The organism is Bacteroidota bacterium, from assembly GCA_039111535.1.
Classification (GTDB): Bacteria; Bacteroidota; Rhodothermia; order Rhodothermales; family JAHQVL01; genus JBCCIM01.
In genome coordinates, this window is record JBCCIM010000151.1 from 1 (window position 1) to 16,582 (window position 16,582).

The window sequence follows — 16,582 nt, forward strand, 5'->3', positions numbered from 1 at the left end:
CGACTTTGAAGTCGCCGCCCTCGGGCACGAGGTACCCGATTTCCTCGAGGAACGCGCGATAGGCCGCGGCATCATGCGGCTGCCCGCGCCGCTCGCCATGCCAGGCATCGATCACGCACAACAGTACCCGTTCCTTCTTCAAACGTGTACAAAGCTAGCAAGCCTTCAGGATTATCTTCACTTGTAACCCGGCTGATCTCTTGGGGTACAAACCAACTTTCGGGGCGCCATTCGATAGGATCTGCCGAGGCCACCTGTGTTTGGCTCAAGGCCTGTGTGGTGATGGCTGGCGGATAGCTTGCCCGATGAATATTAAATAGCTGGTGCAATGCTGTAGACCGACTCAAGCGAGCGGGGGTGTCTGGCAGGGTTGCCATTACGCTTTGCAATCCGGTTGCTTCGGGCTCTTTTTGTGGATGCTGGATGCGGAACCAGCTTTCCTGTAGCGTATTCGGGTCGAGTCGGCCCCATGTTCTGCCGGCAGTGGTGTCGAAGCCAGAGAGTAGCACGTCTACGGGCACGTCATCTCCCCAGCTTGTCAAATTGGTCGCGAGCGATTTATCCTCAAAGGCTGAGGACAAGTACTTCACAGGATCGACATGGAGGGGCGTCTCCGAGGCTATAACGTCAGGATTGTCGTCATTCTGAAGCCGGCCAATGAAAGGCATCGACAACAGCAGCCATTGGGGCGACTTGGGGTCGGTTGGTCCATAGTTTTCAGGCCGGCTAAGGATGCCTTCCTGCATGCCGTTTGGCAAAAACTGGAGGGTTGTCTCGCTTGCTGCAGTAGCAGGAGAAAGATTGATCCAATGGGGGGCACTGGCCTCAACGATAAACGTGCCGGGGACCAGTTTGTCTAGTTCTGCATCAGTACCTTCGCTTAGTCTTGCGCGGATGGCCGGGGTCAGATAGCCATAACTGGCGCTACCCACTTCACCAGAACCTGTAGGCAGTAGCGTGTTTCCTGATCCTATTTGTTGTAGAAAAGCTTTGAATTGGGCCGGAGACGCAATGCGAACCTCTTGCACGGTTGTCCAGCGACGTTCAAGCCCTAGTTGTACGTCATCTCTGATTTCGACTACCTGGTGCTCCACCACGGCCAGGAATTGCCAGGACAAACCCTGGGCAAATTCGAAGAGTAGTTTACCGGTGCCAACAACAATCAGGTCGACTGGGATCTGGTGTTGATTGAATAGAATACGGATGCTGTGCCGGTAATGATCGAGTGCATCAGCTTCTTGCCTTGCGGGTAGCGTGAGCTTGCTTCTGTTCTCGTCCAGCGTCATGCCTGCCGGCCACGATACCAGGTTCTTTACTTCCAGGAATCCGTTGAGTAGCAATTCCTCGCGCCATGCACCTGCATCAGGCGTTGTCTCCTCGTCTTTGGTCGGCATCCATTCAGCTGTGTACCCAAAAAATAGATCGCCGGCTGATGAATCGAAGATCGGGTCCACTTCTGGTGTTGTCTCGACAGGGGAGGTGACATCCTGCAGAAATTTGCTCCATTGGCTATGTAAGAGGGCCTCGATGAACGCGGTTTCCAAGACCAGGCGAGGTACACCAGAAACATCCGGATCTGTTCTGAATGTGAGTGCGGCAAACCCGGGCGCATCTCCAGACTTTAAGAACATGCCTGGTAGTAATTGCAAATCTTCTGGAATAGCAGCAGTTGTAGTTGCTGTACCTGCTACGCCATCCGTGTCAGGTGAAGTTGTTTTCTCCTTGAGCCACTGGAATTGCATAGACGAGTTCTGGATTAGAAAATCCGTGTCTGCGGTTTCCAGGTTAACATCATCGAACAATGTGGCTGATTCCCAGGAAGCGCCGGCTCCATCACCGGCCAGTAAATCAAATGCAGTGCGGGCTGCAAAGGAACTGCGTTGTCCCGCATTTGCATCTGCCATCACCCGCTCCCGGCCCAGCGCAATGTCTACCGTTAAAGTAGCTTTGTGAGTTGCTGTAACGGTATCCAGTGTGAGTGAGATATTACCCGGTTTGAGTGGGGATGCATCAGTTGGGTCAGAAAGGCTTATGACAATCGGGTCGGGGCCTGTACCATCAGCTTTAAAGTGGCGTGCTGGTATATCCTTGATCGTCCAGTTTGTACCAAAATGGAAAAACTTAAGCTCAACCTGATCGAGGGTAAGAACGGAGGCGTCATCAATCTCTGCGAGACTGACAGCTTGCCAGCATAAAACAGGGGCATCCGTTACTTCATTTTCATCCAGCGCCAGCGGCCACTCAATGATGTTCGACTGTGGTTCAATTTTGCTGATAACGCCATCCAAAAAGGTAAGGCGGACAATATTGCTGAAATCTGTTTGTTCATAAGAAGCCGCAGATGCCTCACCTGCTGCAGCCGGCACATCAAGCGGGAGCTGCAACCTGCCGTCGAGTTGTATTTCGGTAACGGCATCGGAGTTAAAAACAGCTTTGACCAGCGTAAGCGGGAAAAAATGAAGCCCAAAACAAGGGAGGGCCAACCTGCCGGATTCATCGCCAAGCCGCCATTCATAACCCGTCAGGAAGTTGTGTGCGCGTGAGGATGCTTCGGGGTCGTTGATATCCAGGTCCTGGGTTTCCGCGGTATCTGACCTTGGGCGTGTAAACACACCGTCTTTAGCAGGTAAATCTTTAAACCACAGGTGCCACAGCGCATCTCCAGTTTTGAGCGGGAAGGCTGTAAGTGCCGTGGTCAGGTCATAGCGTTCTTCGAGTGTGCCACTGTCTGTTGTTGTACTCGCTGATGCTGCAAATTTTACGGGCGTTCGTAATAAATGCCTTCCCGTAGCACTGGCAGCCCGCGCCAAACCGCGTTGGTCTCGATACCAGACAAGCGATGTTGTATCGTCAAGTTGGGCTATCTCTGGAGCAGCGGCCATGCTGCCGGCTTCGATTTCGTATACAACCCCGTCGGTTGGTACTTCGCTGATGGTGCCATCTTTTTGGTCATAGAATTCGCCTGATAGTCCGCGTAATGCAGTTTCTTCAGCAAGTGTATGTGCCGTTGGCGCATCTTTGCCCCGAATGGAGAGTGCGCCAGGATAGCTTGTGACATCAACCCGCGCTTCATCGACCGGCCATGAGAGCGGTTCTACGAGGTTGTTGATTTGTTTGCCGCCATTTTTTTCAAGCGCGTCGGTTGCGTCAGCGCGCGCGAGGCTGGCGCGTTCGCTCATGCGGAGCCAGTGCTTTGCAAAGGTCTCGCGTGTGAGCGGTGCCGGCGGCTCGGGCGGATCCGATTCGGGGAGCGGGGAGACTTCGTCTGTTTTTTGGGGCTCAGGAGGGAGCTGCGCCAGGGCATTAACCTGATCAGTATACGGCAGGTCGAAACGCAACTGTGGGTTTAGCTGGTCAATACCACCATCACCGGTTGCTGCGCCATCCAGCAAGCCTTCAGCTTCTCTGGCGTCGAAGATTAGACCGGGAAGGGAAAGGGCAATCAGCGGCAAGTCGAAGAGGTCAGTGGCAGCGCCATCCGGACTTGATGCGCTTTCCTCCGGTGTTGTGCTGTCTGCGGACGCTCCGTTCTCTTCGGGTTGATAGGAAAGCCAGGCTGTGGCTGGCGCCGGCAACGCATCATCGCTTAACTTTGGCCATCTCGAGGCTCCGTTGCCGTCTGAAACGCCGAAAGCCCATTTTACCGGCTTTTGATCAGTGTCAACGGGCAACTCGAACGGTACAAGTTGCCGGCTTCGATTAGGGTAATTCGGCGGTAGCTCATTCTGCGTCATGGGAAGCGCCTGAATCATCGGCAGGGTAGGATGGCGGAGCCAAGCCCAGGCTTTGTATACTTCAAAAAAGTCTTTTGGGAGTAATTTCCTGACAGGGTCGTCTTCTGCTGAACCGGTGGGCATGATTTCAGTCATCCCATCGAACACGTTTTCGTCAACCTCATAACTTGCCCGCCAGCTGTCAAGATTGGCCGATGCATCCGCACTGCTTCGTGCGGCAAGTACAATCTGATCGAACATGAAAAAGACGGGGGATGGGAATAAGTCCGTCTCAGGTTTATGGGTCCGCAATGGAACGGAGGTGAGTCCGTTTACCCAGTTTTCCATGTCGGGCAAAGCATCTTCAGCACGTGGTTTGCCGGTGCTCAGCCAAAAGAGACCATTCAGAATGATTTCAGGGTCTACAATGTCTAACTGGATCGCGTTCAGGCGATAACGGCGACCGCTTGTAGCCTCTTCGCTAGATAGCCGGGAAAGTTGCCAGGTACCACATGCTTTCGCGAGACGGGTGATGGTTAAATTCCAGGGTTGTTCTTCTTCCTCCGCGCGCAAGGTCTCTACATCTTCATTGCCATAGGCGACAATGCCGCGCAATTGAGAACCAGTGTTTTCTGTTATATTTGCATTTTCCTGTTCACTATCGAGAAATATTTGCTCTGTAAAATTCGGAATAGGGAGTTGTGCCCATCCGTTTTCGAGCGGGAGAAATCCCCAAACAGCTGCCGGCGCTATTGGCGTGGTCTGGTCGTTCCATTCGGGGGAAGGGAGTTGCTGGTTGATTCGTAAGCGATCAGGCGTTTCTATTGGGCTAAAAGCCATCGCCAATTGATGCAGCGTAAGTTGATCTGTTATCGCTTCCTCAGCTGAATCAACCTGGCCCCACTGGTAATTGGGTGATGCAGCAGTAGAACCACCACCGATCTTAACTTCCAATGTCCCTGACGCATCACCAGCAGGAAGAATGAGGATTGTTTCTGGTACAAGTCTCGCCAGCGTAATAGGAGGGTTGAGCGGATCGTAGGGGTGCCGATCACTCAGGATGAGACTGAGTTCGCCCTCTGAGAAATTGAGCAATGGCGTGGCTTTCCAGGGTGCAATATCCCAAAACAGGTCGGGTATGCTGCGCGGGTTTACCAACTCAAGGGTTACCCAGTGTGGAAGCAATTCGCTATCCTCTAGCGTGACACCGTTCAGTGGGTGGCGTGGATTAAGGTCACGGCTGAGCTGAAGCCACGCGCTTTCCCACCGAGAAGCTTCTGCGTCTGAGAATCGCTCGAATTCTGGCTTTAGTTCAAAGCGCTGTGTTGCGCTGTCGTCATCCGGGTAGGTACGCGCTACCCGGAAGGGCGCTTCTGAGAAAACGCCTTCATCTTCCCACGGAAGCTGCACTTTGCCATAGAGCGAAACCCCGCTGGCGTGTACTGTAATTTCACCGAGCAGGCCGGCGTGCCCCGAACGTTCAGCTATTAGTGTCTGTACGTTGTTTAATGCGCCGTCGACCAGTTCCAGTCCGAGATCGTTGAACAGCCTGTTTCTTGCGTTACCTTGTTGGGCCAGGCGATCAAGCAGTATTTCGCCGGCGAGGCAGGTCATCTCAGAAAATGATCCAATAGGCTCCGACCACTTGTCAGAAGCAGCCTGGAGGATTAAAAGGGCAAGTTCACCCGAAGCCACGCGGTCCTGAATCCCGGTTGCCGTTAGGGAAGCCGGCGAAGGTGCGGTAGCACCTGAGCGCACATTCCAGGTATAAGTGGTAGCTGTATCGGGTTGCAACGTTACCGATCTGACAAAGCACAGCGCGATCTGGGTTTGCGGAAGATGCAATGCGTCGGGGTTCGTGTCCGTGCGCTGGTTATGGTCGATGAACAGATTGCGAAAAGCCGTATTTTGTCTAACATCTGCCAGTTCTACAAAATCTACAACGGCGGACCAGAAAGGCCCATTTATCGTGATATTATTCATGGCATTATGATGTTGTAAGTTCTTCGAGCTCCGTTAATGGACTTGGCGCAGCACCACCCCTGCGCGCCACAATGCGCACATTTTCAGGATTCAGCACTGCTTCGCGGCTTTGTTCATCGGGATCTGCAAACGCCCGGAGTGTCAGGTAATAAAAAGCATCCGACAAGTTGTTAGGTGAAATCAAGGTGTCGATGCGCCCAACGATTCGTTTGCCAAGTTGCTGGACTTCAAAACGTTCTGTTTCATTGTCGAAATACACCTCAAATTGCACTTCGATATTGCCGTTAAAGATTTCGATTATCTGGTAGACAACCTCTGGATCTGGCAGTGAAGACAGGGTGCGTTGGTGAGGCGCCCCAGACGTAACTTCTGGCGATTCGCTGGGCCATTGTGCCTGCGCGGTTTCGGGCAACGAATCCCAAAAGCGTTTGAGTTCGATAGTAATCGTAAAGACTTCGTCGACCGTATCGTCATGCGCTCCATCTCCCAGATAAGTAATGTTTGCATCAGGATTTGGGGAAACGTATTCAAAATCGCGTTGCTCTGTCTGGTTGATCTTGGATACCGTCGTGGTGGTTTGCGCGATCAGCATGAGCCTGTGGGCATAGTAAAAAGGCAGCGCATCCCACTGTAAAACCATAGCGCCTTGCTGAAATGTACCGATGCGCTCTGGCAGCTCAATACTTAGCAATGCACTTTCGTCAATAACGTCAGCCGTCAGGTCCAGATGTACGGGCGATTCAGGGTATGATTTGGGGATGTCCGGATACTGGTTCTCGACTCTGATGAGTTCGATGTTCTCCGTGTCATCTCCTGAAAGGACATTGAGTTGTGTAACCCAGGTGTTGAAGGTTTGCCGCCGCAAAAGCGTGAACGCAATCTGTCGGTAGGCCAATTGCCGGGCGAGCGTCTGATTTTTTTCCATCAGTGCCTGCTCTCTGTGCTGACCAACAATGACTTCCCAGGTTTTCCCCGGTTTTGCCGGTGTCCCCGGACGCATAGGCGGATCGAGTCGGGCTGAGCGCAAGATGACCGGCTTGTCTACCGGATTAATACGCTCAATGACCACGTCAAGTCCACCTGCGTCGGTTTTTGGCGAGGCTTCTTGCCGCTCCCGTGTATCTGTAGCGGGGTAGAGGTCAGTAGACTGCAATAAGCTGTCCCATAACAATCCATACCGGTCGTTTGGGCGGATATAATACCTGTAATTGTGCGCCCAGCCGTCTCTTATTAGATGGTTGTACGTGATCCTGCCACTTTCGTCTGGCGTCGCGTGTGCCGGCGTGCCTGATTTCGGATATGCCGTTGCCAGCCATGGGCCTGAAAGAGCTGGCGTATCGGTTATATCTCCCGAAACGTCCATGAAGCGCTGTAACCAGGCTAATATCTCGGGCAACTGTGTGCTAAAGGCATCGCCTGAAGCCGGGAAGTTGATTTTCTGGTCATCCGGGACATCAGGATCGGTACTGTTCAGTGATTCAGCATAGCGTTTGAGGCGTAGCCACTGTTCTTGTTCTTCTGTGAACCCGGCACTACTGATTTCATCCGTCAACGCGTCGAGTGGAACGGTAAAGTAGGTTGCAAGGTCATCCGTCGCGAAAAAGGAGTTTTGTTCGATCTCTATGTTGGCATTGTCGGCGATGTCTGCTTCGTCTTGCGACAGGCCAACGGCAAATGCGTCGTCCCCCGCTGAGCGCCGGCAACGGATGAGTATGTTCGTGGTACCGCTCAAGGGCAACTGGAAGGTTTGCTTGACGGGGATAGGGGTTGTGCCGTCTTCTGCAAATTCGGGTTCAACCGTAGTCTGGCCGGCTGCTGCGTTGGCCTGGTCAATCATTGAAAACGGTTCTTGATGCGTAAATACCAGGTGGGCACGGAGGTCTGATATGCTCTCATCAAGCCCGGCTTTACGCCTGATTGTTATCCGTTTGTATTCGCGTTTTGGCACAACTACAGGGCGGAGGCTAATCTGAATGATGCCTAGCAGTGCATCAGGTTCAGTAGTGCCGTCTTCCAAGCTCACACTTTTGTTGCGCTGATAAAGTTGTTCGATGCATACGAACCTGCGGTATCCTGCTTCTGTGCTTTCGGAATTGTCCGGAGGGGTGGTGTCAAGTTCGGGCTGTAAGAACAGGACAAACTGGATTGCATTGATTAATTCCTCGCCAGTTACGATATCTCCAGCTTCATTCTGCAATGAAAGGGTTGCTGACAGGCCAAATCGTTGCAGAATACCCCAGCCATACGGGTCTGGGCCGGCAGGGGTATTGTTGATGAGCGCGTTCAGGTCACCTGGTTGTAGGGGCGGACTGGTTTGCAGCGTCGCACGGTAGCTCATATAGATGCTTACTTTACCCGCTTCCAGCCGGGCCGTAAAGCTGAGTATGTCGTCCTGGTGTCTAAATCTAAATTCGATGCCGGCTTCTACTTCGGCAAACCTGAATGCGGCATCATCCGCAAGCGTACCGCCACTTGCCATCGTGTTACGCAGCGTGTCAAGAATCGCAGAAGCATTGAGTACAGGGTCTTCCCATTCGAATTCAACGACGGCTTCTCCTTTGAAAGCCCCTTCAATGGTCCGTAAAAACGGGTGCAGCTGCTCATCGCGCACGCTGCCCGCGGCATCCGTCAGGCCGGGCCAGGCTGGCCACTCCAGAATAGACTCGCGCCAGGAGTACCAGGGCGCAAACATAGACTCTGATCCCTCGATGCGCTCCTCGGGTGTAAGCAGCCGTCGAATTGTGCTCGGATACCATGCTTCCCACGTTTGCGTGCTGAGTGTATCGCCCGGTGTGAGGAGCAGATCATCAGCTGAAATCATCTGGATTTCCTGAATCTGTTGCAACGCTTCTGCCAACCGGGACGCTTCATTAAAGGTGTCTGTGGTGTGCGCATCGATATCAAGCTGGAGCAGATCATATCCTGCGGTAAGATCCAACGGATAGTCTTGCTGATTGCTTGGGCCCTGATTCCATCTGAAGCGGATCGCGCGTAACGCAGCGGGGTGGAGGTTGTAGCTGACAGGGTTTTCGCTGCCAAATACAAAACTTCCCTGCGGCATCGGGAAATGCGCCAGGCCTGTGATTGCACGCTGATCCTCGGGCGGCAGCATGGCCATCCGTATGGGTTTGGGCAGCCATTCAAGTTCAGCCGGCCGGCGTTCTTCAAAGGCGTCGTCGACTTCTGCCTGTACCCTGAATACCAGTTGTACCGGACTCAGCGCAGAGGGGACATCTTTCGTGGAAACTGTTTGGAAGTATACGCGCCAGGATTCAGGCCGCCATTGCGGCGCCTCTGCTGGTGTTACAGGCAAAACGCCTTGATTCTGTAACGCTTCAATGGACACAGTCGCGCGCTTTACACGCCCTTCTATGATATTGCCATCTTCATCTTTGGCGAGTTGAAGTTGAATCTTTATGTCGGATCGCAAGGCCCGTGCATTGGAGGTGGGCAGTTGTTTACTGCGTGGTCGGCTTGTTGCGCTATCCAGTCCGTAGCTCCCGATGGGAAGTGTGGTCTCTTTTCTAAAGATGAGGAAGTGGTCTTTGATGGCTACGCGCGGCCCATCTCGCTGATCGGCCGGCTCGGTCCAGGTAACTTCTACTGACGTTGGGGTAACAATCTCTGGTGTTGAAGCAGCTTCATTTGATACCTGCTGAACAGCAACGTCTGCATCATCCAGTTCATAGGTGACAACCAGTTCGCCATTCACCGGGACCCGAGGTGGTTCGTTGGGGAATCTTGTGGCGACGAGCGTTAGCGGATGGCCTGATTTGCCGGCGTAGTCAACGGGCGTAATGGTGTAAAGATAACTTCGGCCTTCAGAAGGTAATGCGGCGAGATCTTCTGCAGACTCCTCTGTAAAATGATCTACAACCTGGAATCGAGGCTTCAGCAGGTCCAAGCCGATGCCAATGTTTTCAGTACTGCCGCTTCCGGGATCTTCATCAGCGGGGCAAAGCGCTGCGGCTGCTTTCACCTGGTATACAACCTCTCTGTCTCTACCATCAAGCGGCAAGCGGCGTACTTCATAGTGGAGCAGGTTGTGGTCCGGGTTGCGTTGCGCTGCTGTGAGCGTTGAATCCTCGGGGAAAGATTGTATGAGGTCCCATGTAATGGCGACGGTACTGGCATCTGTATAGTGCCTTACCCGCTGGAATTGCGGTGGGTTTGTGCCAAAATCTGTGAGGTCGATATTGAACGTGGTAACACTTCGGGGGGCGGCCAGATCAGGAGTGGTGGCTGACGTAGTATTGCGCTGGAAGAGGGTAGGGGCGTCAGCAGCTTGATCATCCGTTAGCCAGCCAGGCATATCCTCCTTTTTTACCCTGAATACCAGACCCATGTTGAACGGGATCGAGGTAGCGGTGATGTCCGGGCGATTGTCATCTGGTGCATCCGCAAAGGCGCTTGCGTCCTGAATAAGGTCATTGATCACAAGACTGCGCACTTGAATGGCCTGTTTTTGTTTGGCCATGTCCTCGATCAGCTTGATGAGTTCGCCAACCTTTGCTGCTTCTGCTACATCGCTGGAAGCTACTCTTTTGAGCGCATTGTATTCTTCATCAGTGAACGCTTCATCCATCCAGACCAATGCCGAGTCTGATCTGATGAGCTTGGTCTGCAGGGTGGCTTCATCGTTTTGCAGGACGCCATCGTAGGAGACTCGCGGGGTATAACCGGTCGCAGTATATATAGTCCGGTCTTCCTGAAACGCTACTTCGAGGGCCTGGTCGTATTTGAGATTCTGGTCGCGTTTGAAGAACGGTGAACCCTGAAATTGCTCCTGGGCGCCGCGCACGGCTGCTTCAAAAGCATTATCCGACGGGTTGTGTACCCGCTGATCTTCGATAGTGCCTTGATCTACATAGCTCATCGGGTCACTAACAGGCAGCCATGCGGTAGCTTCTCCGGTGGTTTCTTCAGCATCACCAGTGGGTTGCGCAAAAGCGTTTGTGATGTATGCTGTGCGTAAATAGGCGCGAAGGGTCATGCCCTCTGCAAAATCCGCATCATCAGCCTCAACTGGAGTAGTCTCTTCTCCTTCTTTAGCGGAGAACTCTTCTATATCCTCAAAAATATTGGCATGCCAGTTGGCTTTCCAGGAATACGTAGCTATAGGCTCAGCAGTGTCAAAAGCCGGCTGCCAATCGCCTGCAAACGGGTCGAATTGGTCAATTTGTATGTCGGGTGAAGCAGAGAATTGGAGGGTGAAGTCAGCATAAGCTTCTTGTGCCAGATCGAGTTCATCGTCGGGCGGGACGGGTAAAAAGCCCGGTTTGCTGTCAGCTTCTTCAAGTACGTCACCTTCACCGCGAGGGAGGAGCGTGAAGTAGACAAAGTCGTCGTTGCGCTGGTTGTCGCGAATAACAAAAATGCGGTAGTCAGGCGTTTCGAAAATTCCTGTATTTGCCTCAAATGCGGTTGCACTGGCAGTACCGAAAGTCAACGTGTTTCTGGCTGCTGCTGCTGATACTGTTGCTGCGGTTGTGGCGTCACCGCTTATGGCAGCGCTGCTTGTAACCTCAGACTCGATCCCCGGGACAGGCTCTACTTCCGTTGCTTCGAGTCCTATGTTGAGGAAACGATCCGTTGTTTGTTTAGCAGCGGTGACTGCGCTCCCGTTTGTACTGAATTTTGCACTGAAGTGTAATCGGTGTCCCATGGCGGATACCGAGACTGAACCCGAGCCGCGCAGGCCTGCGCTGTTCAGTCCATCGAAGCCTAATTCCAGGCCGGCTGTGAAATTGAGCCGGAAGGTCAGGTTATAGGAGAGCTTGATGGTCTTGAATAGCAGCGGAATCTTGATCCACAGGTTTATGTCCACTCGAATGTTCAGCTCCATGCCGATGGCACCATACACGGTAGGCTTGCCGTCGGCAAACTCGATGACGCCAATAAAGCGTGCGCCCAGTGCTGCATCAGCGGTAGCAAGCAGGCTGGCGCCTACGAGCCCCAGGTCTATGCCGGCTTCTACTCTAAGATTTGCTCTCGCAGTGTAGCTGATACCCAAAACCATCTCTTTATCAGAGATACGAAATATGAAGCCACCCCGCATTTCAGCGTTTAGAGGGCCGATTTTATTGGCCCATCTGAGCATGTTCGGCCATCCCAACTCGAAGTGCATCAAGCTCGGTTCGATGAGCAATGTGGCAGAAAATTGCCCGTTGCGGACAGCGTCTTCGACAAAAGAAGGGAGTTTGGGATTGCTGCCCAAATGCCCGTTGGGGTTCGAGGCGAGGTGTGCCAGGAATCGTTTTTGTCTTGGCCACAGGAATACAAACCCGCTAAACAGCGGTTCGAGTTGATTGTCGTTGTTTCTTTGTTTGACAAATTCACCGTAGCTCGTGTTGATCCAACCCCGCACATTCATGAAGAAGGTGAGGTCGCTCCGAAAAGCGATCACTGCATCAAACAAAAATGCGTTGGCCAGTTTTTCTTCGCGTTGCTGATTCCACGTGAGTGGGGAAGGGGCTGCGCTGAGCTGCGAAATCATCGCACGGAATACAATCGTCCACCGCAGATCCTGGCCGGGCTCCTCGATGTCTACGGCCCAACGATCGCGCTTTGAAAGGTCGCCGGCCGTACGCGACAGCACTTTGAGCTCGCTGATCAGTTCACCCAGGTCATTGGCTTCATCTGCAGCTTTGATGGCAACCAGCGTATAGCGATACCCAAAACCAAGACCAATCTCACGGATGTAAAACTCCAGGACAGGCACCCGGAAGCTGACTTGGCGTAACTCGATGAAGATAAACCACGCTCGAACAAAGGGGTCGGTTTCTCTTTTGCGTACGCGCAGGAAAGCGAAAGACGCAGCAATTGGAGGTAAGCCTTTGATTTCCAGCACCCCTTCGCCGGCAAATCCTTTTTCGAGGTCACTGTTAAGAAATTCCAACACGCCATCCAGTTTGAACGCTTCACCCATCTGTATGCTCAGCGGCAGGCGGTCCATGTAGAGCCGTGGCAAGAAGCTGCCCGGTTCTGGTAAAGCGATGTAGAGCGCGTGATAATCTGGTTCGTTATTGGCCGTATCGCCTGGGCCCTGGGCGAACTTGACCTGGCCGGTAAGTTGCATCGCGGCCGCGTCAAATACCTCAAAATTGGGCAAAAACCCGATCGCCCGTAATTCAAATTGGTAGGCACCAAAGATAGGGAAGGAAACAGGCTTTGGCAGTTCGATCAGGAAGCTAACGTGTTGCGCGATGACACTTGCGTCACCTGTAAGTGGACACTCGTGGAGGTCAATTTGGATGGTTGGTAGTAGGGCCAGCGCGCCGTTTTTGTCATCGCCGGATGCCAACACAAACCGCGCTGTGCCAGTCAGGGTAAAGAAGAGGTGGATTTGCCCATCGTTTACAAACTTGAGCCCAATCGCATCTATAGAGAACTGGAACCGGGTGGCTTTGGCGTCGAGGATTTTGTTGCCCCGAAGTTTGGCCGCGCCGGCAACCAGCGTGAGCGCGCCATCTCGCTGCTGGAATTGCATTGAGATGTCGACCATAGCATCCCCAACCAGGTCGGGTGGCAAGGGGCCCGACCCGCTGAGCGTGAAATCCTGGATCCGGTTTTCGACAATTTTGAGCTGGCTGCCACCGAATCGAAATTTTGTGTCAACCCCGTTAAGCCGCGCTGGGTCGTCGAGTACATCTGCCGTAACGGTAAGCCCTTTGGACGTTAACGCAAAATCTGTGATCTGGAATTTGATCGGGTCTTTGCTGGCTTTGGTATAAGCAACCTCAATGCGGGCGCCGGGTGCTTGCTGGAGCTGGTAGTTAAAGTCTTTTGTGACGAGCGTGAAGTGGTGGTAGCGGTCTTCTTTTTTCTCACCGAAGAAGCGCCACTCAAGTCCAAAAATTTCGTGCGGTGAACCGTCTTCCGTGGTGAGTTCTTCCTGGTCTGATAAAATCTCTATGCCGCCCGAGTGTTCGACCCGGAACGCCATTTTTGAGATATTGAAAAACAACGCAATGCCCGACTCCAGGACAACCGTGCCCAGGGTGATGAACATGTCGACCGGAATCGCGATTTCTCCGTTTACAAAATCAACATCGCTTAGCTCGGGCCACTTGACTGAAATTGCCTGGGCTAGGGGCGTGTCGTCGTTTTCGGTATTCGTGCTTTCATTTGCAGGGGCTGCCGGCGCAGGGTTAGCCGTGAGCGCAAGGGCGTCTGGGCTATCAGCACGTGCGGCAGTAGCCGGCGCGGCGCCATCTCCGCCGCTCTGGTTGAGAAAGGGAAAGGTGAAGTCGCTCGTGTTGAAGTTGAAATCGGGCGTCCAGTCTTCAGACGCAAATCCTTCGAGAAAGGTTGTGGATGCCGCATTGCCCAATGCCGTCTTCAATATGGTGATTTCGACATCTTTATTTGCCGTAAGGGATAACGAAATAAGCGGCGCATCGCCCGTCTGATCAGGGTCGTTATGCAATTCACGCAATTGCTCGCCCAGCAAGTCTCGAACCCAGGCGAAGTTAGTTGATACAGCCAGGGCTTGTGTGTTGCTTATATCAAGGCTGAATGCCAATACCCAGGCGTCTTCTGCGCCACCCGGCTGTGGCTCCTTGTGAATTGAAATGGTAAAGGAGACAGCGGGTATATCGATGTTAATACCGTAGAATGAAAGTGCCTCGCCATCAAGAGATCCAACGAGGGAAAAGTCTAGCTCATTGGGCAGAATCGAAATACCGATGGGGGAATTGGGGTCCGGTCCCGCTATATCTACGTCGGGCAGGTCGACCGCGAGGCCGGCTGATGCCAGCAGGCCTTCCGCCAGGCTTCCCAGTTTCATGGTTTCGATCGAGCCATCGACTTTGAAATCGCTCGACGAAAACTCAAATGCCATCATGATGGCAACATCAGGGCCGAGGTTCAACATACCTTTGATGCCCCCCTGAAATTCAACGCTGTCCTCTACGAGTTCTGCAATGAACTCAATGCCGACCTGGGTAAGACTGAATAAGCCCGGTAGAATTTCCCAGGTAAAACCTTCTTCGTCGCGGTTATTTCGGAGGGTGTATATGCCACTCTCCGGACGTACCTCAATTTCTATATCGGAGAAACTGAAATCATGAATGGATGTGGGGATACTAATGCCCTGGGGTTCAAGGAGGCCATTTATGATTTCGGTAAAACTCAGGTCCGGTAGTTCGGCAAAAAGCTTGAATTCCTGGCCTTCAGGGTCAAAGCCATAACCAACAGCAGCGGCTTTGCCGCCGATGTCCAAATTTCCGGCAAGAATGCCTGTAACCGTGGGATCACCATCCGTTGCAACGGTCAGGGCAAGTGCAATGTTATCCAGTTCAATGACACCGGGAATGAGTACCCATGCTAAGTCCGCGGTGCCGGCAAAGGTGTACGTGCCATTACTAACATCAGTAGGAGCAATATCAAGAGTAAGATCGCGGAAGGTAACGTCATGTGCCTCTGGGAAATTAATGGGATCATCCGCGAAAATGTCCGATGCCAGTTTAAAAAAGCTAATTTCTTGTCCATCAGCCAGGTTGCCGGACACGTTGAAGGTGTCGGAAGTAAAGTCGAAACCGAGGTTGAAATCTACCTCTGCAACGGTAAGTTGTCCGTTGAGGCCACCCTCGATTTGTGCCTCATTTTCTTCGTCAAGGGTTACGGTAAAGTCCAGGGCAGGGTTGGATATGGCAAACAGGTTTTCCAGAACGACCCATTCTTCTTCAGACTGACCGCGGACGGAATACGCGTCATTTTCTTCGTCAATGGTGATGATTACATCATTGATGGTGAGGCTTTCTGGGAGTCCATCAGGAATGTCAATGTTGGATACATTGCTAACGAGGGTGGTAATGATATCACCAAGGTCGAGCGTCTCTACGGTGGTCGTTAGTTCATAAGCCTCGCCAAACGCAAAACTGAGGATTGCATCGGCGCCAGTAAATTGCAATCGACCAGAAATAGCGCCGTTTACAGAGAGGGCTTCATCGCCTTCCAGTGCCCCTGTAACGTTAAGTGTTACCTGGTCCAGCGACAGTGTGTCGCCCATGAGTGTCCAGGGACTGGTTGAAGCACCATTAAACGTAAAGGAGCGATTATCGGGATCTATGGAAATCGGCAGGTTCGAAAAGTCGATGGTGGGAAATTCTGCGGGGAGGGTGACAGAGGTGAGGTATTCGGAAACGATTTGTTGCAGGTTGATGGAGGGGAAGGTACCTGTAAGAGCTTCGGAGGCCGGCGCGGTAAAATCGTAGGTGAGGATAATCGTTTCGCCGGCAAATTCGAAGCTGCCGGTTAGTGTGCCGGTGGTTAGCGAGACCTGCTGGTCTTCATTGGATGCACCTGCTACCGTCCATTGCAGCGAAACAGTAAGCGCTGAAATGGTAAAAAGTCCCTCAATCAATGCCCAGCTTTGATCTGCAGCAGCTGAAAAGGCTACGCCCAGCGTTTCCCCATCACTAAATTCGCCAGATGGTATTTCAGAGGCAATACCAAACAACAGGTCTGTTGGAATATCAACCGATGGGATTTGGTTGATGGGCGCCAGCAATTCATTGTTGATGGTTTCAAAAGATACTGGATTGGAAAGCGCATCGAGCGCATCCAGGAGTTCCTGCAGGGTCATGAAGGTTGGGGTCTAATACACTGCACATACCACCTGCGAACTTGCAGCATGGTAAGAAATCAAACGGAAACGGTACAGTCTTTTCCCTGCAAAAGACGCGACGTGGTATCATGCGCGTGCGTTTTAAGCAGCGTGGGAAGCTAGAATGGCTTGATTAAAAATAGACAGCGACCTTGACATACAAGCAATTTAATACGCCTTGTGCATGCTGGCTCGATAGCGTTCTACAGCCAGCGACTGTACCAAATCTTTAATGAAGAAAGCGACTAACTATGGTATAAGGCAATTTGAATGGAGC

Annotated in this window: 2 protein-coding genes; both read right to left on the reverse strand. The window is 52.6% G+C overall.

All coding sequences use genetic code 11. The annotated features are described in order from the left end of the window. Nucleotides 1-71: 71 nt before the first annotated feature. On the reverse strand, nucleotides 72-5,696 hold the full coding sequence (locus AAF564_19540; protein ID MEM8487754.1) for a hypothetical protein: 5,625 nt from the start codon (nucleotides 5,694-5,696) through the stop codon (nucleotides 72-74). A 4-nt stretch (nucleotides 5,697-5,700) separates the two neighbouring features. Beyond that, a complete protein-coding gene (locus AAF564_19545; GenBank protein MEM8487755.1) occupies nucleotides 5,701-16,284 on the reverse strand; it encodes a hypothetical protein in 10,584 nt (3,527 codons plus the stop codon). Nucleotides 16,285-16,582: the final 298 nt, after the last annotated feature.